General features: G+C 47.7%; 20 protein-coding genes and 1 pseudogene. 18 read left to right on the top strand and 3 right to left on the bottom strand.

All coding sequences use genetic code 11. The features are described 5' to 3' along the window. The first annotated feature begins 2 nt into the window (after nt 1–2). The gene (locus tag Q0G26_RS04180; protein WP_293828874.1) at nt 3–221 is read left to right on the top strand and encodes a hypothetical protein; all 219 of its coding nucleotides are present in this window, start codon (nt 3–5) and stop codon (nt 219–221) included. Between the two features lie 231 nt (nt 222–452). On the opposite strand, the gene Q0G26_RS04175 is transcribed toward Q0G26_RS04180, so the two are convergent. Next, the gene (locus Q0G26_RS04175; protein ID WP_293828873.1) at nt 453–833 is read right to left on the bottom strand and encodes a desulfoferrodoxin; all 381 of its coding nucleotides are present in this window, start codon (nt 831–833) and stop codon (nt 453–455) included. Between the two features lie 282 nt (nt 834–1115). Here Q0G26_RS04175 and rlmD point away from each other — a divergent pair, with 282 nt between their 5' ends. From rlmD to Q0G26_RS04160, 3 genes are all read left to right on the top strand, one after another. Then, nucleotides 1116–2486 carry a 23S rRNA (uracil(1939)-C(5))-methyltransferase RlmD gene (gene rlmD / locus Q0G26_RS04170; RefSeq protein ID WP_293828872.1) on the top strand — a complete coding sequence of 457 codons (1371 nt, stop codon included), beginning with the start codon at nt 1116–1118 and terminating at the stop codon, nt 2484–2486. A gap of 258 nt (nt 2487–2744) precedes the next feature. Continuing rightward, nucleotides 2745–4538, top strand: a complete 1794-nt coding sequence (locus tag Q0G26_RS04165) for a DUF262 domain-containing HNH endonuclease family protein (RefSeq protein WP_293828871.1) — start codon at nt 2745–2747, stop codon at nt 4536–4538. A gap of 218 nt (nt 4539–4756) precedes the next feature. After that, nucleotides 4757–6460, top strand: coding sequence for an AAA family ATPase (locus tag Q0G26_RS04160; RefSeq protein ID WP_293828870.1), 1704 nt, complete (start codon nt 4757–4759; stop codon nt 6458–6460). A gap of 96 nt (nt 6461–6556) precedes the next feature. Here Q0G26_RS04160 and iadA read toward each other — a convergent pair whose 3' ends face one another. Then, on the bottom strand, nt 6557–7726 hold the full coding sequence (gene iadA, locus Q0G26_RS04155) for a beta-aspartyl-peptidase (RefSeq protein WP_293828869.1): 1170 nt from the start codon (nt 7724–7726) through the stop codon (nt 6557–6559). A 298-nt stretch (nt 7727–8024) separates the two neighbouring features. On the opposite strand from iadA, the gene Q0G26_RS04150 reads away from it, so the two are divergent. From Q0G26_RS04150 to Q0G26_RS04135, 4 genes and pseudogenes are all read left to right on the top strand, one after another. After that, nucleotides 8025–8831 carry an SH3 domain-containing protein gene (locus Q0G26_RS04150; RefSeq protein ID WP_293828867.1) on the top strand — a complete coding sequence of 269 codons (807 nt, stop codon included), beginning with the start codon at nt 8025–8027 and terminating at the stop codon, nt 8829–8831. Between the two features lie 58 nt (nt 8832–8889). Beyond that, nucleotides 8890–9675 (top strand): hypothetical protein, encoded by a 786-nt coding sequence (locus Q0G26_RS04145; RefSeq protein WP_293828865.1) that lies wholly within the window; start codon nt 8890–8892, stop codon nt 9673–9675. Between the two features lie 182 nt (nt 9676–9857). Further along, nucleotides 9858–10289: pseudogene (locus Q0G26_RS04140) on the top strand (peptidylprolyl isomerase); the annotation flags it as partial. Nucleotides 10290–10410: 121 nt separating this feature from the next. After that, on the top strand, nt 10411–11853 hold the full coding sequence (locus Q0G26_RS04135; protein WP_293828935.1) for a glucose-6-phosphate isomerase: 1443 nt from the start codon (nt 10411–10413) through the stop codon (nt 11851–11853). Nucleotides 11854–11922: 69 nt separating this feature from the next. On the opposite strand, the gene Q0G26_RS04130 is transcribed toward Q0G26_RS04135, so the two are convergent. Next, entirely contained in the window at nt 11923–13236 is a 1314-nt protein-coding gene (locus Q0G26_RS04130; protein WP_293828859.1) for an acyltransferase, read from the bottom strand. Between the two features lie 252 nt (nt 13237–13488). On the opposite strand from Q0G26_RS04130, the gene Q0G26_RS04125 reads away from it, so the two are divergent. The 10 genes from Q0G26_RS04125 to Q0G26_RS04080 all read left to right on the top strand — a co-directional run bounded on the left by Q0G26_RS04125 (nt 13489) and on the right by Q0G26_RS04080 (nt 25550). Beyond that, nucleotides 13489–14445 (top strand): aspartate carbamoyltransferase catalytic subunit, encoded by a 957-nt coding sequence (locus tag Q0G26_RS04125; RefSeq protein ID WP_040564652.1) that lies wholly within the window; start codon nt 13489–13491, stop codon nt 14443–14445. Then, nucleotides 14429–15724 carry a dihydroorotase gene (locus tag Q0G26_RS04120; protein WP_210684232.1) on the top strand — a complete coding sequence of 432 codons (1296 nt, stop codon included), beginning with the start codon at nt 14429–14431 and terminating at the stop codon, nt 15722–15724. The genes Q0G26_RS04125 and Q0G26_RS04120 overlap by 17 nt, the downstream gene beginning before the upstream one ends. Continuing rightward, entirely contained in the window at nt 15709–16788 is a 1080-nt protein-coding gene (locus Q0G26_RS04115; protein WP_293828858.1) for a carbamoyl phosphate synthase small subunit, read from the top strand. Before Q0G26_RS04120 ends, Q0G26_RS04115 begins: the two co-directional genes overlap by 16 nt. Nucleotides 16789–16790: 2 nt before the next feature. Continuing rightward, on the top strand, nt 16791–20000 hold the full coding sequence (gene carB, locus Q0G26_RS04110) for a carbamoyl-phosphate synthase large subunit (protein WP_293828856.1): 3210 nt from the start codon (nt 16791–16793) through the stop codon (nt 19998–20000). A gap of 2 nt (nt 20001–20002) precedes the next feature. Beyond that, on the top strand, nt 20003–20770 hold the full coding sequence (locus Q0G26_RS04105) for a dihydroorotate dehydrogenase electron transfer subunit (protein ID WP_210684235.1): 768 nt from the start codon (nt 20003–20005) through the stop codon (nt 20768–20770). Next, nucleotides 20764–21729: a dihydroorotate dehydrogenase gene (locus tag Q0G26_RS04100; protein ID WP_293828854.1), complete on the top strand. Its 966-nt coding sequence runs from the start codon at nt 20764–20766 to the stop codon at nt 21727–21729. Before Q0G26_RS04105 ends, Q0G26_RS04100 begins: the two co-directional genes overlap by 7 nt. Before the next feature lie 60 nt (nt 21730–21789). Beyond that, entirely contained in the window at nt 21790–22506 is a 717-nt protein-coding gene (gene pyrF, locus Q0G26_RS04095; RefSeq protein WP_293828852.1) for an orotidine-5'-phosphate decarboxylase, read from the top strand. Nucleotides 22507–22510: 4 nt separating this feature from the next. Further along, nucleotides 22511–23092 carry an orotate phosphoribosyltransferase gene (gene pyrE / locus Q0G26_RS04090; RefSeq protein WP_210684238.1) on the top strand — a complete coding sequence of 194 codons (582 nt, stop codon included), beginning with the start codon at nt 22511–22513 and terminating at the stop codon, nt 23090–23092. Nucleotides 23093–23515: 423 nt separating this feature from the next. Beyond that, nucleotides 23516–24424 carry an Rpn family recombination-promoting nuclease/putative transposase gene (locus Q0G26_RS04085; RefSeq protein WP_293828848.1) on the top strand — a complete coding sequence of 303 codons (909 nt, stop codon included), beginning with the start codon at nt 23516–23518 and terminating at the stop codon, nt 24422–24424. 244 nt (nt 24425–24668) lie between these two features. Next, a complete protein-coding gene (locus tag Q0G26_RS04080) occupies nt 24669–25550 on the top strand; it encodes a phosphate ABC transporter substrate-binding protein (RefSeq protein WP_293691150.1) in 882 nt (293 codons plus the stop codon). Nucleotides 25551–25739: the final 189 nt, after the last annotated feature.

The raw sequence follows: 25739 nt of genomic DNA, 5'->3' as shown, positions 1-25739 counted from the left end.
TAATGGAACAATTTAATGCAGAAGCAAAAGCACTTGTAGCAATGCAAAACGAATACGTTTTACTGACCAGCAAAAACCCCAGCGAAATGTGCCACGATGATTTCATCCGTGCAGAAGAGCTGAACGTACAGATTAAAGACGCAACCAAGGTTATGGCTGCGCTGGCAATCGAATTTGCCGGCTACAAAAAAGACGAGAAAGGCCTGTGGGTAGAAAAATAATTCTTCCACTGTGCTTTTTGGACAAGCCTTGAGGTTTAACGTTATAGACCTCGTGTGATTGTTTTTGTAATTTAACCGGTCTCCGGTATGCTATTGAAGATAGCATTATCGGAGGCTGGTTTTATTTTTGCCCGAAATAAAATAAGTGCCGGAAGTCTTGAGCCAGGTTAAAGCAAATCAAGATTCCGACACTTATCAGAGGAATATTTTGTTAGTGTAAGGCATTAGCTGTTACAGCTTTGCTGCCCACAGTCCGTGCAGGTTGCAATATGCATAAGCAGCAATCGGAGCTGCATCGCCGGCAAGTGCAAAGACCGCCTCCGGCTTGTCACCGGGCTTTAAAATATAGCGCTGACCGCCATGGGTTGTCTGCAGATAAATCCATTGGATGTAGTGCTTTTCAATCATGGGATGCTCCACGCTGCCTACAGCAACACGTACTGTGCTGCCGCTGGTGGTAATAACCGGCACGTGCTTTTCCTGCGCTGCGTCTTCTGTGTTGGCAACAAGCTCCTGCATCGGCTTACCGCAGCAGACAAGCTCGCCGCCACCGTCCTGAATCAGGCCAACGATATTACCGCAAATAGAACATTTCAAAAATTTTACTGCCATTGTGCATCGCTCCTTTCGCAAAATGAAACATTTTTAGACCTGGAAACTCAATGTCCCTAACTTAATTATAGCTTATGTTATATGCAAAGTATATAGTTTTGTGGAAAATGTTGCACACTTATCACAATCACCGGAAAGATGCAAAGCGTTATTTAGGACGTAAGATAAGCGTTTGTATTGATGCATAGCATTATCTTAGTGTGCTGCTGTTTCTTTGCAGACTGTTTTTGTGATATAATTAGATATATATGCAATAAAATCGAAAAGGTCAGGTGGAAATATATGAAGCAGATAATTCCCGTAAAACAGGGTGATAATATTACATTAACGATTAATGGTCTTGGCAGCAGCGGTGAGGGCGTAGGCAAGTACGAGGGCTTTACGGTTTTCGTTAAGGGAGCACTGCCTGAGGAAGAGGTGCGCGTAAAAATTACCTTGGTAAAGAAAAGCTATGCAGTTGGTGCACTGGAGGAGATTGTCAAAGCGTCTGCCGAGCGTGTGGAGCCTGCGTGCCCGGTGTACAAGGAATGCGGCGGCTGCCAGCTGCAGCATTTGAGCTATAAGGGACAGCTGGCGTGCAAGCGTCAGCAGGTGCAGGATGCGCTTACCAGAATCGGACATCTGGAGTTGGAGGCATTGCCGGTGTTGGGGGCGGCGGAGCCATGGAGCTACCGCAACAAGATGCAGTTCCCGGCGGCAGCGGATGCCGAAGGCGTGCTGCAGATAGGCTGCTATGCAACGGCAACGCACAGCGTTGTAGATACGGATGCCTGCATGATTTCCAAGGAAGCGAACAATGCGATTATGAAAACGGTGCGCACCTGGATGCAGCATTATAACATCAGCGCTTATGACGAAAAGACAGGCAAGGGAATCGTGCGCCATATTATGGGACGCGTGGGCGTGCACAGCGGCGAGGTGATGGCGGTTATCATTACCTCCGGCTATGACATTCCGCACCGCGGCGTGCTAATTGAATGGCTGAAGCGCCATGTTCCGGGCCTTGTGAGCGTAGTGCAGAATATTAATAAAAAGCAGACGAACGTGGTCATGGGCAGCAAGACGCGTGTGCTGTACGGACCGGAATCGATTAAGGACAGCCTGGGCAGCCTGAGCTTCCATATTTCCGCGCAGGCCTTCTTCCAGGTGAACAGCGAGCAGGCAGAAAAGCTGTATAATAAGGCATTGGAGTTTGCGGCGCTGAGCGGCAGGGAAACCGTAGTGGACGTTTATTGCGGTACGGGTACGATTTCGTTGTATCTTGCGCGTCACGCTAAACAGGTTTATGGTATTGAGATTGTGGCGCCTGCGATTGAGAATGCGAAGAAGAATGCTGAAGAGAATAAATGCGCTAATGCGGAATTTATCTGCGGTGATGCGGCGGTAGAGCTGCCGAAGCTGCTGGCCGGCGGCGTACGTCCGGATGTTGTGGTAGTTGATCCTCCGCGTGCGGGCTGCGAGCAGAAGGTGCTGGCGGCGATTGCGGATGTGCAGCCTGAGCGCGTTGTTTATGTGTCCTGCAATACTGCGTCCTTGGCGCGTGATCTGGCGTTTATGGAGCAGCATGGATATAAGGCGATTGTGGCGCAGCCGGTGGATATGTTCCCGATGACGAGCCATGTTGAGTGCGTCACCCTGCTCACTAGGAGCTGAGCGACGCGGTGAGCAGCTGGTGTGCGCTATGTGTTAGCCGTCCAAGAATGCGAGCGAAAGCGAAGCATGATTGGGGACGGTGAACTGCTGAAATTGTGGTGCTGTTGACTAAAGTACAGAATTAGCAGTATGAAAAATAATTGAAATACTCCTTTTGAATAGACCTTTTGAAAACGAAAAAGCAAACACAAATAAAAAAAATTAAGCGTTTTGGTAGTTTGTGGTCAGTAGGATAGATATTATAGGGAGGCAGATGATATGCCAACAACAATAGAAGTTAATAAGCAAAGCGTGGAGACACTTCTAGGTAGCGGAAAATCAAAGCCGTTTGTTATACCAGAATACCAGCGTCCTTATGCTTGGACTGTCGAACAGGTAGAAACTCTCTTTGAGGATTTATGGGAGTTTACTGCTATAAGTGGTGGAACAGAAAGAGAGAGTTCCTATTTTTTGGGAAGTGTAGTTTCTTACGAAAATGAAAATGGTGAGCAGGAAATAATTGATGGGCAGCAGCGTATCACATCACTTTTTCTGTTATTGCGTGCTATTTATACAAAACTTGTTGCAACAGCAACATCTGAGAGAACAGCAGAGGCCAACAATTTTATTGGAAAGATTGAGCCTACAATCTGGCGTACCAATAAACTCACTGGAACGGTGGATTTCAAGAACATTCTTTTAAATTCACGTGTTGTAAATAACGATGGTAATGAAATCTTACGTTCTATTTTGGAGACTGGAAATGCTGATGAAAATGCGAAAGACAATTATTCGAAGAATTATCGATATTTCCAAGAGTTGTTTGATAAGCATTCTAAAGAGAATCCTTTGATGGTTTACCAGTTTATATATGCTCTTTTGAACCAAGCTATCTTGCTTCCGATTAAAGCTGACACTCAGGATACTGCGTTGACGATTTTCTCAACATTAAATGATAGAGGTCTTCCTTTATCAGATGCGGATATTTTCAAAGCGAAGATTTACAACCAACTTGAACAGGATGCCAAAAAGGCATTTATAGAGCGTTGGAAAGAGTTAGATGAGCAAGCTACAGATGCGAATGAAAGTATACAACAGCTTTTCTACTACAATATGTTTTATTACCGGGCACTGGACAAGGATACTAAGACTACTACTCCTGGCGTTAGAAAGTATTACGCAGCCAATAAATTTGAACGTTTATATAAGCCAGAACTTTTAGATACCCTTTTTGTGATTTTGAATCTGTGGAAGGTTGTAAACAAGGGTGAAGAGCTAGAAGGTGAAGATTGGTCTAAAAACAAAAAAATTAGGCAGACACTTGATACATTGACTTCATATCCAAATGAGTTCTGGAAATATCCGGTTGTCATTTACTACGTTTGCTACAGAAATGAGGTGAATTTTGAAAAAAGATTTGCTTTGTTCTTGAATAAGTTACTTATGGAGCTGATGACAAAGTATTTGATGACACCTACAATCAATGCTGTAAAACCAGATATCTTGAAATTGAATTCTGCAATTGTTGTTTCGATTGTACCTGCATTTGAGTTTAAGGTTATTGATATGCCCCAGCTGGAACCATATATTCAGAATCCTAATCGTAATACAGTGCGTATGCTTTTAAAGACGCTTGCCTATGAGCATCAAGATGATTTGCTTCCTGCAAAATGGGAGATTGAGCATATCTTCCCACAGAAGTGGCAGACCAACTACTTTCCAAAAGAGTCGGATTCAACGATAAAGGAGAAAATAGAGCACATAGGCAACAAGCTGCCATTTGAAAAGAAGTTGAATATTGTTGCAGGCAATGGCTATTTCAAGAAGAAGAAAAAAGAGTATGCTACTTCTAAGATTGGAATCACAAATGCTATGGGAACTTCGGATGTAATGGATTGGAATGTGGACTCTATCATGAAGCGAGACATTCGTGTATCGGATGAGGTAGTTAAGATTTTAAATAGATGGAACAACGAATATTTAAATATTCCTGTCGACGAAGATAAGGCAGAATTACCTTCAGAGGAAGACTTAGCTCGAATTGAGGAGTTTAAGAAGAAGGGTTGGATATAATGATAAAGTAAAAAGGGTGCTTTTTACTTGCTAAAAGACAAAGCCGAAATAACCATCCGTTTCATCGCAGCGGAATATCTGACCTATGTTACCTCTGTGGGTGACCAATAGGACAGCATTGAAATGCGCTATGAAGATGAGAATATATGGTTAAAACAGAATATGAAGACATCCTTTCAATACTTCCCGAACAGCTTCAGAAGGGAGCGTGTTATATAATGACTAAGCAATTAAAGCTGCCTGTAGGCATAGACAGCTTTGAAGAAATCCGCAAAAGTGAATTTTATTATGTTGATAAAACAAGGCTTGTTGAGCAGCTTTTGGAGAACTGGGGCGCAGTAAATCTGTTTACAAGACCGCGTCGCTTCGGCAAGACTTTAAATATGAGCATGCTCAAGTGCTTTTTTGAAATAGGTACGGACAGAACTCTGTTTGATGGACTTTATATAGCTGAAAAGCAGCCGCTTTGCGAGCAGTATCTTGGAAAATTCCCTGTGCTGTTTATTTCGCTCAAGGGAGTTGACGGCGAGAGCTTTGAGCAAGCAAGCTATGCATTTACTAACATAGTTGCCAATGAAGCCAGACGCTTCGCTTTTTTGCTTGCTAGTGACAAGCTTACCGAAAAGGATAAGGATGAATACCGTGCGCTGATTGCTATGCGTGAGGGAATATGCACTATGGATGAAAAAATCCTTGTCACCTCTTTGCAAAAGCTGTCAGGACTTTTGTGTAAGCATTATGATAAGCAGGCTATCCTTCTTATTGATGAATACGATGTTCCTTTGGATAAGGCCTTTCAAAATGGCTATTACCGAGAAATGGTTACGCTGCTCAGAGGCATATTTGGCAATGCGTTAAAAAGCAATCCTTTTTTGAAGTTTGCTGTTTTGACAGGCTGTCTGCGCGTATCGAAGGAAAGCATTTTCACCGGCATGAATAATTTTAAGGTGCTTTCTATAACTGATCCGCGTTTTGATGAACAGTTTGGTTTTACTGAAGATGAGGTGAGCCAGCTGCTTGCTGCCTATCATTTGGAGGAGCATTTACCGGAAATCAAGGAATGGTATGACGGTTACCGCTTTGGCGATGCCGATGTATATTGCCCTTGGGATGTAATCAATTACGTGGATTTGCTACGCTATGATGCTCAGGCAAAGCCGCAGGCTTACTGGATTAACACCAGTAGCAATGCTTTAGTGAAGCGTTTTGTGGATAAGGCAGATAAATCCACAAGGGATGAACTGGAGCGTCTTGTTGCAGGTGAGCAGATAGAAAAGCATTTGCGTCTTGATTTGACCTATGATGAGATTGATAATAATATCGAGAATCTTTGGAGCGTTTTGTTTACGACTGGTTATCTGACTCAGGCAGGCATGACAGAGGATGGTGCTTATAAGCTTGTTATCCCTAACGCGGAGGTTAGAGAGGTTTATAAGCTGCAAATACAGGATTGGTTTAAGCGCACTGTTTTTGCCAATACGGAGCAGCTGGAGCTTTTTTGGCAGGCTTTAGCAAAAGGTGCTGCCAAGGCAGCAGAAAGATACTTAAACAAGACTTTGAGTAATACTATCAGCCTTTTTGATATCAAGGGACAAGCAAAGGATAGGGAAAACAGCTATCACTTATTTTTGGCAGGCTTGCTTATCGGTAATGCTGAGTGGCTGGTGCGTTCTAATAGGGAAGCAGGCGATGGCTTTGCTGATATAATAGTAGAAACCGATGATCCTGATGCCGGACTTGTTATTGAGCTGAAGAGCGTTAGCGGGATTACGGAGCTGGACGGCGCGTGCGCGAAAGCTTTGCAGCAGATACATGAGCGCCATTATGACGAATATTTGCGTGATGAGGGACGTGAGGATATTTGGGCGTATGGCATTGCCTTTTATAAGAAAAGGTGCAGGGTTATGGCAGAGAGGATATAAGCTTCTAATACCATAGTTCCCCAAAAAAATTTAAGGATTCCGCAGCTTACCTGATGCAGGTAGTCTGGCGGAATCCTTTTTTACAACTTACCCTTTTTATTTTTCAAAAGTACCTTTTACAAGCGCTTCACCTGCTGCCACCATGATTTGACCTTTGGCAATTACAGTATCTATGTCATAGGTGTCACTGTAAATAATCAGGTCAGCATCACTGTCAGGCTGCAGGCAGCCCTTTTGCGGATATAAGCCGTTCGCCTGCGCAGGATTACTGCTGACAACCTTTGCTACAACATCCGTAGGAACGCCTGCAAGCAGAGCATCCTTAACCTCCTCCTGGAAGGAATCCGGCGATACAGCAAGCTGCTTTTGCCTGCCGTCCGGAAGCGTTACGCTCATGCAGCCGTTGGCATCCGAGCTCATGGTGACTTTGTCCATCGGCACGCCCTCTTCGTAAAGAATTTTGATGGCATCACTGGGCTTCACGCAGGCGGGGAAGCCGTCCTGCTCCCTGATGCCGGAGGTGATATCTACATAACCGCCTAAGCGGGCAAATTCCTTGGCCTGTTCAAAAAGATGGAAGGCACGGTTGACGTGGGTGGGGATAAAATGACGTGTGGGGATTTCTGTTTCGCGTACAATCGCCAACAAGACATCCATGCCACGCTTGCCTACGCCCATGTGGAACTGCACAACGCCGGCTTTGCCGGAAAGCATACCGCCCAGGCGAGCCTGCGTAAGCACCTTTTCCAGCTCCGCGCGAGTAGGCTGCGAGCTTCTGTGGTCGGATAAAGCAACCTCGCCGATGCCAAGGCATTCGTTAATCAGGATGATATCGCGGCGCACATCACCGGTCATGTTATGCAGGGGGATTTCGTAAGAGCCGGTGAGCATGTACGCGGTGATGCCTTCATGCGTCAGGCCTCTGGCCTTCGCCAGCAGGCTTTCGTTGTGTCTGGAGGTGCCGTCTGTACCTAAAACGCCTACTACGGTAGTAATGCCAACCTTTGTCAGCTCGCTGAGGTTGATTTCCGGAGTACGGCTGTAGGGACCGGATTCACCGCCGCCGCCGATAATATGCACGTGCTGGTCAACGTAACCGGGGACTACCTTGCGCTTTTGGGCGTCAAGAATTTGGCAGTCTAAGCCTTGCGGTGCGGTGAGCTGTTGGCCTATTTTGGCGATTTTGTCGTTGATGATCAGGAGGTCGACGATTCCGAGGGGCTGCGGAGCATAGACATCCGCGTTTTTAATCAGTAAGCAGTTCATGTGAGGATTCTCCGTTTCTGAAATTATTTATGCTTTAATTATACACTGAATTGTTGAAAATAGCACTTGGGGGAAGAAAGTTTTCGGGGGATTATGGGATAATAGAGATAATATATGGTTGAAACGCTTGCAGGAGTTTGATGAGGCATAAAAACATACCTTCCTCCCACAAAAAAATTTCCACTCGCCCTACCCGAATTCGCGCATTCGGGTGGGGCGCTTTTCTTATTTTTACGCTAAAATATAATCAGGAAAACAACTGCCCGTAACGCAGATGGCAGGAAGTGGAGGGATTGATATGCAAAAGAAATTATTCTTAAGCGCAGCGCTTGGACTGGCAATATTTGCCAACACTGCCTTTGCTGAAGTTAACACAGATTATTTAGCCAACGAGCTCAGGTCTTATCCCGGCTGGCCGCTGGAGGTATATTGCAACGCAACTGATGTTAATGTCAGAACACAGCCTAATACTGACTGTGCTGTTATCACCATGCTGCAAAGAGGAGATAAATTTTATGTAAGCAGAGTTGTGGATGTAGTAAACAGTGAATACAAATGGCTTCTTGGTACTACTGAAAAGGGGCATGTTGGTTTTATGGCAAGCAAATATCTTGATACAACCACGCAAGCTGCCAGCGCGGCAGGACGTTTTAATGCTGCCCTCGAAGCAGATTGGATTATGGATCCGGAAATTTTTGCTTCAAATGCCTATTACTTGGGGCGTGTGGAAAAGAATACTGATGATACTATCTCCTATGCCGATAAAAAGATGCAGGTCGGACCGCGCTTGTTCTATATAGATTCGTCAAAAAACAGAGTTAGTGAGGTGAAAATCAATAAGCTTCATGGCATGATGGCAGGCTATGCTGTCGGCCAGCTGCTTAATACTGACAGCCAGATTCGTTTGGACGGTTACCTGAAAATGAACGGCTGGGAGGATGATTATATTGGCGGAGGCCGTTCTGATACGCATTATATGATCGGCTGGTTGAAATATGCCTATAACGCAAGAGGGCAAAAATTCCTGCACAAGAGCTTTTATGTGAAATTGGATTCTAAAGATGTGATTTCGGAAATTATTTACTGCGAGCATGACGTTCATTAGGCAAAGTAAAGGACAAAGCAATTTTTTGCTGAAACATCTTTTGACAGGAGGTGGCGTAATGAAGCGGAAGCTGTTTAAGAGCATGTGCCTGGCAATGCTTCTGGCGGCATTTGCCGGTTACGGCACAGAAAAAAATGCCGTATTGCCGCAGATGGATTTGCCTAAGGCGGAGGCTGCTGCCAAAGCAGCGCCGGCCTATGAGCAGGAATATGCAAAGGTTGTAGACAGCGTTTATGAATTTATCGCCAATGGTAATAGTGATAACCTGCCTGAGCAGGGTACAACCGGCATCTATGAGGTGCGGGATTTCGCCAGCCGGGAGGCAGCCCTGCAGCAGCTTGGCTACACGCTGCAGGATATCAGCAGCGACGGTGTTCCGGAGCTGCTTATCGGTTGGATTAGCCAAAAACGCGGCGTGGGGCATTACGGTAAGGAGATTTATGCGATTTACACCTTTGCGGACGGCAGAGTGAAATACGTTGCGGAGGGCTGGAGCCGCAGCAGCCTGCAGCTTATGGCGAATGACAACCTGGTGACACGAGGCGGCACCGGCATTTCGCATCAGGTGCTTGCTGTGGAGTATTTGCAGCCTGACGGCAACCTCGGATGCTATGAGCTTTATTTTACCTGGCCGAAGGATGACGGCCTTGGCGTTTACCGCAACATGACCTGCAGAAGCGAGGCAGATGCTTCGCAGGAAACAGATATGACGGTGGAGGAGTTCAATGAAATGAGGTCTGAATACGCTAATCACAGTGTTGAAATTGAGTTTTTACCGTTGAAGGACTTCAAAAAGCAGGGCTTTAAGGGCCTGATGAGGCAGTATCTTTCTGCAGGAAGGTGAATAAAAGCGCTGCTGCGCTTAGTCTGAAATATGATGGCAGTCGGAATTTAACCGGCTGCCGTTTTTTTTGAGGTGAAATAAGGAGCAATATATAGTATAATATAGATAATTGTGACTGATATACGCTTATGCCAGCTATATATCAAATATTTTTATGAGGTGAATTAATAATGAGCAATGAATTAACCGGACGTAATGTAGGAAAAACCTGTCGCGTACACTATAAAGGTACCTTTAATGATGGCAAGCAATTTGACTCTTCCTATGACCGTGGCGAGCCGCTGGAATTTGTTTGCGGCGCAGGCCAGATGATCAAAGGCTTTGACGCAGCTGTTGCTGACCTGGAGGTTGGTGCTGAGGTTGATATCCATCTGCTGCCGGCAGAAGCATATGGCGAGGCTGACCCGAAGGCTATCTTCACCATGCCGATTGCCCAGCTGCCGGGTTCCGAAAACCTGACCGTCGGCCAGAGAGTTTATCTGCAGAACCAATTTGGTCAGCCGGTACCTGTACTGGTAACTGAAAAGGATGATAACAACATCACCTTTGATGCTAACCATGAAATGGCTGGTAAGGAATTGAACTTCCATATTGAGCTGGTAGAGGTAAAATAAAGCTTCAGTATTGTTTGCGATGAAATATTACTTGCTCTTATAGTCTATGGAATTTACTATATGAATATGCTATAATAACATATGTACAATAGCATATTATAGGTGCAACTAATATTTGGGAGTGTATATTTTGGAATATAAAATTGTTATGCCCAGCGGTATTGTTTTTGACTTCAACAATATGGTTGGAGCGGGCAGACTGCAAGCGCAGGAAGTGGAGCAGGCACTGCAGCAGCAGGGAGCCGCAGCCGAAAAGGCTGTGTGCGAGCTGCGAAGTACCGGTTTTTCCAAGAATCATTTATCTAAGGATGGCACGCCGGAGCATGTTTACTTTCCGCGGATGCCATATATTGCTGACGGCAACCCCAATACAGAGCAGTCGATTATTAAGCTGATGCGCTACAGCAAGCATTTGCGCAGCAAGGATGTTGTGATCTTTTTGGGTGTTGGTGGCTCCTACCTGGGCAATAAGGTTTTGTTTGATGCCTTTGGCGGTTATCATTGGAACACCAGTGCGACACTGCGCCAAGGCCAGCCCTGCATTTATTTTTCCGGCAACAATCTTGACCCGGTGGACTGTAATTCGCTGCTGTTCAAGATGCGCCGTATGGCTGGAGTAAGTGCGCAGGAAGGCAAAAAGCTGAAGATTATGCTGGTGCCGATTTCTAAATCCGGCACGACGTTGGAAACTATTTCGGCCTTTACGTATTTTTATGCTAATTTGTCTCAAAATGCTGATATCGACCTTGACTGCACGGTAGTTACCGATTTAAAGGCTCCGGTGGAAACTGCGCCGCTGCTGCAGCTGGCGGAGAAATTTGGCTGGGAGCGCTTTGATATCAAGGAGGGCATCGGCGGACGCTTCTGCATTATGACTGACCCGGGACTCGTGACGATGGCCGCTCTTGGCGGTGATATCGAGGAGTTTTTGCGCGGTGCGCGTGATATGGATATCTATTGCCAACAGGCGGAGCCTGCGGAGAACCCGGCACTGCTCAATGCTTTACTGAAATTCATGGCCTATGAGCGTGGACGCGATATTGAGGTGTTCATGCCGTACAGCATGCGCCTGAAATCGTTGAGCGAATGGTACGTGCAGCTGTTGGCGGAATCGTTGGGCAAGCGCCGCAACCGTGAGGGTGAGATAGTTTACTACGGTAGAACGCCGATTGTTGCGGTCGGCACGACGGACATGCATGCGCAGACGCAGCAGCATCAGGACGGTCGTCTGAATAAGGTGGTGCAGTTCCTGGAGGTTGCTAATCCTGAGGTTGAGGCAGTTTTGCACAATCCCTTTGCGGATGTACCGTTCTTCGATAAATACGAGGGCCTGGATATGGCGAAGGCGCTCAAGGCGGCGCTGAATGCCAATGAAGCGGCGCTGACGGGTGATAACCGTTATAATGCGCGCTTTACGCTGCCGAAGCTTAATGAATATTATCTTGGTCAGCTGATGTACTTTTTGATGCTGACGATTGCCTACGAGGGCGAGCTGGCGGATGTGGATGCATTTGACCAGCCGGGCGTTGAGGTATATAAGAAATTAATGAAGGCTCAGCTGTAATTTTTAAAAGAAAAAAATTAGACGTTGTGTGCTGAAAAGCACGCAACGTCTTTTTGCTTTGTATTGAATTCAGCGCTTGCCGGTAAACAGCAGCTTTAAGGTACTGCATTTTTCAAATGCTTTCGTCAGCAGAATGCTGAGAGCCAGTGAGCCGAGCACCAGCAGCACGTAGGAAAGTGCTACCTTCTTAACGGTCATGATGATGCCGAAATGGTTGTAGGCGCTGCTGAGCCAGTCCAAAAGCAACGGATGCACAAAGTAGATGAGCATGGAGTAGGCGGAGAGAATGCTGATGGCCTTGTAGAGAAGGCTAGCGAGGGAACCCCTCTCAGTCACCTTGCGGTGACAGCTCCCCGACGCTAAGACCCAGCTTGTCGTGAGCTTGCGCGGCGACAAGCTGTTGGTCGTGCTAATGTCGCTTGCGACGACAAGGGGAGTCTCTGTATGCGATGCTGCTTGAGGGATAGATTGCAGTGCATTGGGAGCCTCTGTTTGTGCCCTTGACTGCGCCTTGCGCTCCAGCCAATCCAGTGCCAGGCAGAAGAAGAGCAGCGAGCCTACGGTGTAGCAGAGTCCCTGCGGGCTGAGCTGGTGATAGGTATTGGCCAGATCAATCAGCGTGTAGCCTTTGACCGTAACTGCCTCGTAACAGCTTTGCACGTCCCAGGCCACGCTTGCAGCAAAAATCATGCATACCATGGCGCTGTATCTGCGCAGGAGGGCGATGAATTTTTGCCAGTAGCAGGCTGCCAGGCCACCGCTCATAAAAATAAGCAAATAATGCAAGGGGAGATAGTTGAGGCGATAATCAAAGAAATTTTTAGCTATAACGCTCCAAGCCGCTGTATTCAAGCCGGGATGCGTTGTCCACCAGTTAAACGCCAGCTGGAAAATGAATAAAAGCACTAGCATAAACGGTATGCTTTGGTGTATAATTATACGCAGAAGCCGGCGCCAAAGCGGATAGCTTGCATAAAACCACAGCAGGATGACCATAAAATACAAATGGTAGCAGCCTAGGCCGAAGAATAGAACGAAGGCCACATGCAGCGGATTCCAGCTGACGAAGCCCGGTGGCAGAATCAGCCAGAAGTAAAGCATGTAAAAAAGCGACCAGCTGAGGTAGGGCAGGCCTGCTCCCCGCAGACGCTTCTTCATAAAGTCGATATAGTTCAGTTGGCTGCCGCTTAAAAGACCTTTATCTGTACAGGCCAGGCCGTAGCCGGAGATAAAGAAAAAGGAGGGGACGCTGTAACGGCTTAAAATCTCCAGTAATAAGTAAAGAGTAAAGTTATTGGGGGCCAGTGCCAGGCTGCCGATATGAATACCGATGACGCCAAGCATGCAGATGCCACGCAGATTATCTATAATAGTGTTTCGCATAATTACCTCGCAATTTTTTAATCTTCTTTATTATACTATACTTGAAAAATTCCTGCCAAGATTTTACCTCGAAATATTTGACGTATTCTTCATTAAGGTGTAAAATATATACAATCAATTTGCACCTTTAAATTGGTCCTGTGAGACTGCAAGGTATAAGTTATTATGAAACCTAAGGCCTTTTTGCACCATCATGGGACGAGAAGGCCTTTTATTATGCAATTTTATTATAAAAAACAGGAGGTAAAGCTAATGGCTAAATCAAATGTATCTCTGGGTGGCAGAGATATACTGGATCTGGAAAGCCTCAGCGTTGAGGAAATCGAGCTGGTTTTGAAAACAGCTGAGGAAATGAAGAAGATTATGAAGAGGGATATCAAAAAGGTGCCCTCACTGCGCGGTAAATCTATCATCAATCTGTTCTATGAGCCCAGTACACGTACCCGTACATCCTTCGAGCTGGCAGGCAAATATCTGGGAGCCGATGTAGTAAACATCACTACATCCTCCTCCAGTGTTGTCAAAGGTGAATGCCTGCGCGACACCATCCTGACTGTACAATCCATGGCTTGCGATGCGATTGTTATGCGTCACCCCATTGAAGGAGCTGCAGCTTATGCTGCTAAGGTTGCAGACCCTGTAATCATCAACGCCGGCGATGGCGCACACGCACATCCTTCTCAAGGCTTCCTGGATATGTTTACTATCCGTGAGCAGGGTAAAAACCTGAAGGGCTTGAAAATGGCAATTATCGGCGATATTCTCTACAGCCGTGTTGCCCGCACCAATATTGCTGCCTGGACCAAAATGGGCGCTGAGGTACACGTTGCAGGTCCTATGACTCTGCTGCCGCACGACATCGCTTCTCTGGGCGTTACTGTACACAAACGCGTTGAAGAAGCAATCGAAGGTGCTGACGTAATCGATATCCTGCGTATTCAGCTGGAACGTCAGCAAAAGGGCCTGTTCCCGTCTCCGCGTGAATATGCACGTATCTTCGGTATTAACGAAAACCGCCTGAAGCTGGCTAAGCCTGACGTAACCGTGCTGCATCCCGGCCCGATGAACCGTGGCCTGGAAATCTCCTGGGAGGTTGGTTACTGCGATAACGCCGCAATCCGTACTGAGGTACAAAACGGCGTAGCTGTACGTATGGCACTCTTATTCTTGACTTTGACAGGAGGTAAACACATTGAAAACGTTGATTAAAAACGGCAGGGTAGTAGACCCCAGCCAAAAATTAGATGCTGTAATGGATATCCTCGTTGAGGATGGCAAAATTAAAGCTTTGGGCAAGGATATTGCCGAAGCAGCTGACGAGGTTTTTGATGCAACCGGCCTCGTAGTAACTCCCGGTCTGATTGACGTACACACTCATATGCGTGAGCCCGGCCTGGAAGCTAAGGAAGATATTATCAGCGGTACCAAGGCTGCTGCTGCCGGCGGTGTAACCACCGTTGCCTGCATGCCTAATACCAAGCCTGTTATCGATACCTCCATCGTAGTAAGCGGTATCAAAGAACGCGCTCGCGAGGAAAGCTACGCTAACGTTGAGGTTATCGGCGCAATCAGCAAGGGCGAAAAGGGCGAAGAGCTGGCAGAAATGGGCGACATGGCAGAAAAAGGTGCTATGGGCTTCTCTGATGACGGCCACTATGTAAAGAGCTCCCGCCTGATGGTGCTGGCTGCCAAATATGTAACCGCTTTTGACAAACCTTTGCTGTGCCATGCAATTGATCCTGAACTGGATTCCGAAGGCTACATGCATGAAGGCGTTGTTTCCGCACGTATCGGCGTACCGGGCGTACCGGCAATCAGCGAGGATATCGCTGTTGCACGTGACTGCATCATCGCTGAATACACCGGCGCACATGTACACATCTGCCACGTTGCCTCCAAGGGTGCTATCGATATCATCCGCCAGGCTAAAAAACGCGGCGTAAATGTTACCAGTGAAGTAACCGTACATCATCTGACTCTGACTGATGAGGCTTGCGCAGATTATAATTCCGCAACCCGCGTTAACCCGCCGCTGCGCAGTGCAGACCACGTACAGGCTATGCGTGAGGCTGTTTTAGACGGCACTGTTGACGCAATCGTTACCGACCACTCCCCGCACGCACCGGAAGAAAAGGATGTTGAATTCCGTTATGCTCCGAACGGCTTCTGCGGTCTGGAAACATCTCTGGCAGTAATGCTGACTGACTTATATCACACCCATGTATTTGATTTGAATACTATTATCAGCAAAATGAGCTGCGAGCCTGCTAAGCTGTTCAAGCTGGCCGGCGGTACTCTGAAAGAAGGCAGTGTTGCTGATATCACTATTATGGACTTAAATAAAAAATGGACTGTTGACAGCTCCAAATTCTATACCCGCGGCAAATTCACCCCGTACGAAGGCAAGGCTTGCACCGGCAAGGCTGTTGCCACTATGCTGCACGGTAATTTTGTAATGAGGAATGGTGTAGTATGCACGAAAAAGTAAGAAAAGGAAAATTAGTTTTAAAAGACGGCAGCGTTTTTGAAGGTACTCTGTATGGTGGCAAGCGCAATGCTGTAGGTGAGGTTGTATTCACCACCGGCATGAGCGGTTACCAGGAGACCTTGACCGACCCGTCCTTCTGCGGTCAGATTGTTGTAATGACCTATCCTCTGGTAGGCAACTATGGCTGCAACCCGCTGTTTAACCAAGGTAAGCAATGCTTCTTCCAGGGCTTCGTTATCGGCGAGCTGTGCGATTGCCCCAGCAACTGGCGCAATGAACAGAGCCTGGAGGACTTCCTGATTGAACAGGATATCCCGACCTTAGCAGGTGTAGATACACGTGCTATCACCCGTAAAATCCGTAATCACGGCGTACTGCAGGGCGTAATCGTTCCGGCAGAAATGCCTGATGATGAAGTACAGAAGCTGCTGGCTTTACCGGCAGTATGCAACCAGGTTGAGCAGGTTACCACTCCCGAGGTTTACACCATGGGTGAGGGCAAGCTGCATGTAGCTGTTATGGACTTCGGTATTAAACGCAATATCCTGAAATCCATTGAAGCCTTTGGCTGCCGCTTGACAGTGTTCCCTGCTTCCGCTACCGCAGAAGAGGTACTGGCATGCGATCCGGACGGCATCTTCCTGTCCAATGGCCCTGGCGACCCGAAGGATTTGCCTGAGGTTATTGAAAACATTAAGAAATTAATCGGCAAGAAACCGATTTTCGGTATCTGCCTCGGTCATCAGCTCATGGCTTTGGCTAACGGCGCTGATACCTATAAAATGAAATTCGGCCATCGCGGTATCAACCAACCAGTAAAATACCTGGCAACCGGCCGTATCTACATCAGCGCCCAAAATCACGGCTATGCTGTAGATGAAAAATCTCTGGAAGGCAAGGGCATCAACATCAGCCATATTTCCATGAACGACGGTACTATCGAAGGCTTGGAATACACCAAGCATCCTACCTTTACCGTTCAATATCATCCGGAAGCCTGCCCCGGCCCTGGTGATCATGATTATTTGTTTAAACATTTTGTTGATATGATGGAGGGTCGTTAATTATGCCGAAACTTAAAGATATTAAAAAGGTTCTCGTTATCGGCTCCGGCCCTATTATTATCGGTCAGGCAGCAGAGTTTGACTACGCAGGCACCCAGGCCTGCCGTGCTCTGAAGGAGGAAGGCCTGGAGGTTGTACTGATTAACAGTAACCCTGCAACCATTATGACTGATGTGCATGTGGCTGACCGTGTATATGTTGAACCTATCAGCGTTGAATTCATTGAAAAAATTATTAAACGCGAGCGTCCTGATTCCCTGCTGGCAACTCTTGGTGGTCAGGTTGGTCTGAACATGGCTATGAAGCTGGAAGAGCAAGGCATTTTGGACAAGTACAATGTTCGTCTGCTGGGCACTCAGATCAGCGCAATCAAACGTGGCGAAGACCGCGAAATGTTCAAGGAAACTATGGAGAAAATCCATCAGCCGATTCCTGAAAGCACCATTGTAGAAACCATTGAGGCTGCTTGCGACTTCGGCAAGGAAATCGGCTATCCGCTGATTGTCCGTCCTGCTTATACCCTCGGCGGTACCGGCGGCGGCATTGCTGAAAACGAGGAAGAGCTGATTGATATCGTGCAAAAGGGCCTGGGCTACAGCCCCATCGGCCAATGCCTGATTGAACGCAGCATCGCCGGCTGGAAGGAAATCGAATACGAAGTAATCCGCGACGCTGCTGATAACTGCATCACCGTCTGCTCTATGGAAAACCTGGATCCTGTTGGCGTACACACCGGCGACTCCATCGTTGTGGCTCCGGCACAGACTCTGAGCGATAAAGAAGTACAGCTGCTGCGTCAGGCTTCTATCGATATCGTGCGTGAGCTGGGCGTAGTTGGCGGCTGTAACGTACAGCTGGCTCTCGACCCGTACTCCGAAAACTACTATGTAATCGAAGTTAACCCGCGTGTAAGCCGTTCTTCCGCACTGGCTTCCAAAGCTACCGGTTATCCGATTGCTAAGGTTACCAGCAAAATTGCTGTTGGCTACAACCTGGACGAAATCGAAAACGCTGTTACCAAAAAGACTAAGGCTTGCTTCGAGCCTACCATTGACTATATCGTACTGAAATTCCCGCGTTGGCCGTTCGATAAATTCGTAACCGCTGACCGCACCCTGGGAACTCAGATGAAGGCTACCGGTGAGGTTATGGCAATTGAGCGCAGCTTTGAAGCTTCCATGCTGAAAGCGGTTCGTTGCCTGGAAATCGGCCTCAACCATCTGGAAATGCCTGAGCTGAAGGCTTTGAGCGATGAAGAAATTCATGACCGCATCAAACGCATTGACGACGAGCGCTGCTTCGTTGTTGCTGAGGCTATCCGCCGCGGCATTACTCTGGAAGAGATTCACGACATCACCAAGATTGACCTGTGGTTCCTCTCCAAAATCCAAAACATCATTAAAATGGAAAAAGCTCTGGAAACTCACGAGCTGACTCCGAGCCTGCTGCGTAAGGCTAAGAGAATGGGCTTTGCCGATGCTGTTATCGGTAAACGCGTAGGCAAGACTGAGTTCGAAATCCGCGATATGCGTAAGGCTAACGGCATTCTGCCGACCTACAAAATGGTTGATACCTGCGCTGCGGAATTTGAAGCTGCAACTCCGTACTACTATTCCTGCTACGAAACCGAGGATGAGGTTGAAGTAAGCGACAGAAAGAGAGTAGTTGTACTCGGCTCCGGTCCTATCCGTATCGGTCAGGGCGTAGAATTCGACTACTGCTCCGTACACTGCGTATGGGCGTTGAAGGAAATGGGCTATGAAACCATTATCATCAACAACAACCCGGAAACCGTTTCCACAGACTTCGATATTTCCGATAAACTGTACTTCGAGCCGCTGACTGTTGAGGATGTACTCAACGTTATCGACAAAGAAAAACCGGAAGGCGTAATCGTTCAATTCGGTGGTCAGACCGCTATCAACCTGGCAGGCCCGCTCTCCCGCGCAGGCGTGAAGATTCTGGGCTCCTCCGTTGACAGCATCGACCGCGCTGAGGACCGTGAACGCTTTGACGAGCTGCTGACAAGCTGCGATATCCCGCGTCCGCAAGGCCACACCGTATTCGATACCGAGGGTGCGCTGGTTGCTGCCCACAAGGTTGGCTACCCGACCATGGTTCGTCCTTCCTACGTACTGGGCGGCCGTGCTATGGAAATCGTTTATAACGATGACGAGCTGCGCAATTACATGACCTATGCTGTTAAGGCTTCTCACGAGCATCCGGTACTGGTTGACCATTACCTGCAGGGTACTGAGGTAGAGGTTGACGCTATCTGCGACGGCAAGGAAGTATTAATCCCCGGCATTATGGAACACGTTGAACGTGCAGGCGTACATAGCGGTGACTCCATTGCCGTATATCCGCCGCGTAGCCTGAGCGAAAGTGTTATCCGTACCATTATCGAATACACCAACAAGATGGCTCTGGGCCTGGAAGTTAAGGGCATGATCAACATTCAGTACATCGTTCGTGACGAGCATGTATATGTAATCGAGGTTAACCCGCGTTCCTCCAGAACTGTACCGTTCCTGAGCAAGATTACCGGCATCTCCATGGTAGACGTTGCTACCAGATGCGCAATGGGCATGAGCCTCAAAGAGCAGGGACTGCAAGCAGGTCTGCGCTTCTTCCCGGACTACTATGCTGTTAAAGCTCCTGTATTCAGCTTCAACAAGATGAGCAATGTTGATATCACCCTTGGACCTGAAATGAAATCCACCGGTGAGGTTATGGCCTGTGACTACCAGTACAGCCGTGCGCTGTATAAGGCCTGCATCGCTTCCGGTATCAATGTACCTCACGAGGGTGCAATCCTGATTACCGTTGCTGATATGGATAAGCCTGAGGCAGTTGCTATTGCCCGCGGCTTTGAAGAGCTGGGCTACACCGTTATCGCAACCGACGGTACTGCAGAATATCTGCAGCAATACGGTGTAACTGTTGAGGTTGCTACCAAAGTAAGCGAAGGTCATCCGAACCTTATTGATGATATCAAGAGCGGCCGCATCGGTATGGTTATCAACACCACCAACCATGGCCGTGACGCTGAACGTGACGGCTTCAAGATCCGCCGTTCTACCGTAGAGCATGCAATTGCCTGTCTGACCTCTATGGATACTGCACGCGAGCTGCTGAACGTTATGAGCGCAATGCGTCGTCGCAGCGTTGTACGCGTTACCGCTCTGCAGGACCTGACCTGGGAGGATTGATTATGTCTAAAACTATTGCGAGTGCCAAGGTAATTGGTCAACGAGTTTTAAATAGTACGACAAAATTAATAAATGTTTATGCACCGGAAATCGCTGCCGAGGCTGTCCCCGGACAGTTCGTCAACGTGAAGGTGTGCAAGAATACTGCTCCGCTGCTGCGCCGTCCCTTCGGCGTAGCAGGAGTTAACAAGGCTGAGGGCACTATCACCATGATCTATCGCATCATCGGTGAAGCCACTCATATTCTGGCTGACGTTTGCAGCGGCGACGAGCTGAGCATCGTCGGCCCGCTGGGACACGGCTTTGATATGAGCGCCAAGAAACCGCTGCTGGTCGGCGGCGGTCTGGGCCTGGCACCGCTGCTGTTTTTGGCAGAGGGCTTCGGTGAAGGCAATACCGATATCCTGATGGGCGGCCGCAGTGCCGAGGAATTGTTCTGGACCAAGCTTTATGAAAGCCTCAGCAAAAATATTTACCTGACCACCGATGATGGCAGTGTCGGCACCAAGGGCACCGTAATGGCCCTGCTGCCGCAGCTGTTGAAAGAGGGCGGCTATGACTGCGTATACGTTTGCGGTCCTGTACCGATGATGCGCGCAGTTGCTAATGCCTGCTTAGAGGCTGGCGTAAAATGTCAGGTATCTCTGGAAAAATACATGGCCTGCGGTCTGGGTGCGTGCCTGTCCTGTGCCTGCGAAGGCATCGGTAAACGCATTAAGGTCTGCAAGGACGGCCCGGTATTCTGGGCAGAGGAGGTAGGAGAATGGTAAAAGCATTGTATGATGGTCGCCTGGCAGTTGATATTGCCGGTGTGAAGATGGCTACACCTGTTACTACCGGCTCCGGCACCTTTGGCTTTGGCCTGGAATTTACCGATTTTCTCGACCTGGAAAAGGTTGGAGCTGTTACCGTAAAGGGTACATCCTTAGAGCCTGCAGCAGGCAATAAGGGCCAGCGTGCAGTAGAAACCCCGTCCGGCATGCTGAACTGCATCGGTCTGGAAAACCCCGGCAGCGAGTACTTCTTGGAGCACACTCTGCCTGAGCTGAAAAAATATAATGTTCCTGTTATTGTCAACATCTACGGCCATTCTCCCGAGGAATACGGCGCTGTTGCCAAAAAGCTGGACGTAGATGGTGTTGATGCTGTAGAAATCAACATCTCCTGTCCGAACGTCAAAGAGGGCGGCATTGTTTTCGGCACTGTGCCGGAGGCAGCTGCTGAGGTTGTACGTGCGGTTAAGGCCAACACCAGCAAAATGGTTATCGCCAAGCTTTCTCCTAACGTAACTGATATCGTGGTAATGGCCAAGGCTGTAGAGGCAGCAGGTGCAGATGCAATTTCCATGATTAACACGCTGCTCGGTACCAAGATTGATATTGAGCGTCAGCGTCCTGTGCTCGGCAATGTAACCGGCGGTCTCAGCGGTCCTGCTGTACGTCCGGTAGCAGTGCGCCTGGTTTACCAGGTAGCGCAGGCTGTGCATATCCCCATCATCGGCATGGGCGGCATTATGTGTGCTGAAGATGCAATTGAGTTCATGCTGGCAGGCGCAAGTGCGGTAGCAGTAGGCACTGCAAACTTTGTACAGCCTGATATCGCTGAAACCATTGCCCATGGTATGCTGGCATATCTGGACAGACACAACGCGCAGAACATTTCCGAAATTGTCGGCCTGGCATTGCCTGAAGGCAAAAAAAGCATGCCATTATTTAACGAAGCTGAATAACGACGCTGTATAACATTATTCTCCAGCGTCTATAAAGTATGATATAAGGGAGATTTTCTCATGCAACATGATGATAGATTAATAGTCGCACTCGACTTTCCTACCTTGGAACAGGCTAAGGCTTGTGTTGTTGAATTGGGTGACGCAGTAAGCTACTACAAGGTTGGCATGGAGCTTTATTATGCAGTAGGCAGCGAAATCATCCGCTTCTTAAAGGAACATGGCAAGCATGTTTTCCTGGACCTTAAGCTGCAGGATATTCCTAACACTGTTGCTCATGCACTTACTGTACTCAGCGATTTGGGTGCAGACATGATGAACGTTCATGCTGTCGGTGGCAAAAAGATGATGGCAGAGGCTGTGAAGGCTGTGCATGAGGCTGCTGAGGCAGCTGGCCGTCCGGCATCGAAGCTGATTGCTGTAACCATTCTTACCAGCATGGATGATGAACAGTTTGCTGATTTAAATTATAAAAATACCATTGCCGAGCAGGTTATCAGCCTGGCTAAGCTGGCGAAGGAAGCAGGCATGGACGGTGTTGTTGCTTCTCCTAAGGAAGCTGCAGCAATCCGCGAGGCTTGCGGTCCTGAGTTTTTGATTGTTACCCCGGGCGTACGTCCTGCGGGCAGCTCTCTGGATGACCAGAAGCGCGTAGCAACACCGGCAGGCGCTCTGCAAAACGGCAGCAGCCACATTGTAGTAGGCAGACCTATTACTAAGGCTGAAGCAAGACAGGCAGCAGCATTGGCAATTGTAGAAGAGATTAAAGGAGTGTAAGCAAATGGCAGTTTTAGAAGAAAAAGATGTTATGAAAATGCTCGAGGAAACTGAAGCAGTTCTCCATGGTCACTTTTTGCTGACCAGCGGTCTGCACAGCCCTATGTATGTTGAAAAATTCAACGTACTGCAGCATCCTAAATATACCGAGCGCCTGTGCCAGGAAATCGCACGTCGTTATGAAAACGACAATGTTGAACTGGTAGTTGGCCCGATGACCGGCGGCATTCTGCTGGCTCATGAGGTTGGCAAGGCTCTGGGCACCCGCGCTATCTTCACCGAGCGTGAAAACGGCAAAATGACTCTGCGTCGTGGCTTCCAAATCCCGGCAGGCACCCGCGTACTGGTTGTTGAAGACATCGTAACCACCGGCGGCAGCGTTAAAGAGGTTATGGAAGTAGTTAAAGAGCATGGCGGCGAGCTCGTAGGCGTTGGCCTGCTGGTTGACCGCAGCGGCGGCAAGGTAGACTTTGGCGTTCGCACCGAAGCTCTGCTGCACCTGAACGTAGAAACCTTTGATCCGGCAACCTGCCCGCTGTGCGCTAAAGGCGTACCGTTCACCAAACGTGGCAGAACTGGTAAATGAGACACAGTTTGTCGCAAGCGTAGCGCCGCGAGAAACTGAATGTCGAATTATCCTCGAAGAGGACAAGTAAGACACCAGATTTTTTACATGCTTCGCGAAGTGAGAAATCTAAAAGGTGGAATTATCCTCGAAGAGGACAAGTAAGACACTCTAACCTAAATTTCAAAGCACCTGCTTATCAGGCAACTGGTAGCAGGTGCTTTTCCCTTATAAGTTTGCTTTTTCCCTTAAAATCACCATGTTTTTAAGGGAAAAACTAACAAAATCTTTTCTCTTGACAAAATCTGAAAAATCAGATAAAATAAACCCATAAGATTTTTGCACGCCTGCCTGGAGTATGGTCGTCGCAGCGTCATTTAGAACGCCTTATGTATTATTTGAGTAGTACATAAGGCGTTTTTTGTTCAGAAGGGAGCTGAAGTAATGCAAACAAACGAAGGAAGTCAAGATAGCGAAATCAAGCAGGTCATCCGCAGCCTTTGCATGATGAACAACAGGTTTATGAATTTTATGCTTGATGACAACAAAAAAGCAGCACAGGTTTTCTTGCGTGTTATCTTGGGAGATGATAAAATTAAGGTGAGAAATGTCAGAATACAGAGCTTTATTCAAAACATCTACGGACATTCTTCGCAACTGGATATTTTAGCGCAGGATAGCCAAGGACGTTATTTTAACGTAGAGGTACAAAGAAGCGATGAGGGCGCACCTGCAAGACGCGCCAGATTTTACAGTAGTATTCTTGATACTCACTTCCTACAGCCTGGTAAGCTTTATGAAGAGCTGCCGGATACCTACGTAATTTTTATCACAGAAAACGATGTCTTGCACGATAATTTGCCGCTGTATAATATCAGGCGCAGAATCGATGAAAATGCGAAATGCTTTGAAGATGGTTCGCGCATTATCTATGTCAACAGCCAGCGTCGAGATGATACAGCGCTTGGTAAACTGATGCAGGATTTATATTGCACAGAGCCAAAGAATCTGCATTATCATGAATTTGCCGAGCGCATGGAGTTTTTGAAATACAGCAAGGAGGGCGAAGAAAAAATGACTGATGTAATTGAGGAATATGCTGCAAGAAAGGCCGAAGCAGCAGCGAAGGCAGTTGAAGAAAAAATGACTGACGTAATTGAAGAATATGCCGCAAGAAAAGCTGAAGCATTGGCGAAAGAAGCAGCGAAAAAAGCTGAAGAAAAAGAGCAGGCAAACAGAATAGAGCTTGCCCAAGGCTTACTGGCTGACGGTATGAGTATCGAGTTCACTGTCCGTCACTCTAAGCTTACAGAAGCAGAGGTGCGCGAGCTGGCTTCCAAGCTAACTGCGTAAGCTAAAAGGGTAGTACCTAAAAAACAAAGAATATCGTATGTACAGGCACCTGTTTATCAGCAAAATTATAAGCAGGTGCTTTTTTCTGCGCATTTTTTGCTATTTAACATGCTCTTAACATCAGCATAATACTTCCTTAACAATGATATATTATACTAGCATCATAAACCACGAACCCTACTGATAAGGCGCAGACCTTATCGGAAATAAATTTTTAGACGATGGTTGAAGGAGGAAATATATTATGAAATTGAAAAAAGTCGCATGTTTAGGTCTGGCAGCTATGGTAGCACTCGGTGCTCTGGGCTGCGGCAGTGATAACAAGGCTGCTGATAACAAAGCAGGCAGCAAGGTTACCGGCAGTGTAACCGGCAGCGGTTCTTCCGCACTTCTGCCGTTGGCAAAGGATGCAGCAAGCAAATTCAAAGCTATTAACCCGGATGTTTCCATCACCCTTAACGGTGGCGGCAGCGGCACCGGTCTGAAACAGGTTGCAGACGGCAGCGTTAACATCGGTAACTCTGACGTACCGGCAGAAAGCAAGCTGAAACCCGAAGTTGCCAAAGGACTTGTAGACCACAAGGTTTGCGTAGTTACCATGGCTCCGGTTATCAACAAAGACCTGGCAGCTAAAGTAAAAAGCCTGACCAAGGCTCAGCTGACTGACATCTTCACCGCTAAGGTAACCAACTGGAAACAGGTTGGCGGTCCGGATGAGCCTATCGTTCTGATTACCCGTCCTGCTACCAGCGGTACCCGCGCTCTCTTCCAGGAGTTCGCTCTGGGCGGTGCTAAAGAAGCAACCAACAAATCTCTGGAGACTGATGACTCCGGCACTCTGCTGCAAAGCGTAAAGGATAACAAAGGCGCTATCGGTTATGTTGCCCTGTCCTACCTCGTAAATAACAAAGACGTTGCAACCGTAGCAATCGACGGTGTAGAGCCTACTCTGGACAACACCTACAACGGCAAATATCCTGTATGGGGTTATGAGCACATGTATACTAAAGGCGAAGCTACCGGCGCTGTAAAAGCATTCCTGGACTTCATCCTCTCTGCTGATTATGGTAAGGAAATTGAAAAACAGGGTTATGGTGTTACTGCTAAGATGCAGGTAAAGAGATAACATCGGACTTCGGCTAAGGACACATCTGCGTCATAACATGAGTCATTAAAATTATTACGCTTCCATCTAAACGAGAAGCAGGAAGACAGCATACGCCAAGAGATGCGTCTTACCGCTCTTCTCATCCCCTTTAGAATAAAGATCAAGGCTGTGCCGGGCAGGAGCTGGTAAGTTATCAGCTGCGAGCCT

It is taken from the genome of uncultured Phascolarctobacterium sp., assembly GCF_934190775.1.
Taxonomy (GTDB): domain Bacteria; phylum Bacillota; class Negativicutes; order Acidaminococcales; family Acidaminococcaceae; genus Phascolarctobacterium_A.
Note: the sequence above shows the minus strand (reverse complement) of the source record. Positions and strands in the feature narration are given on the sequence as shown.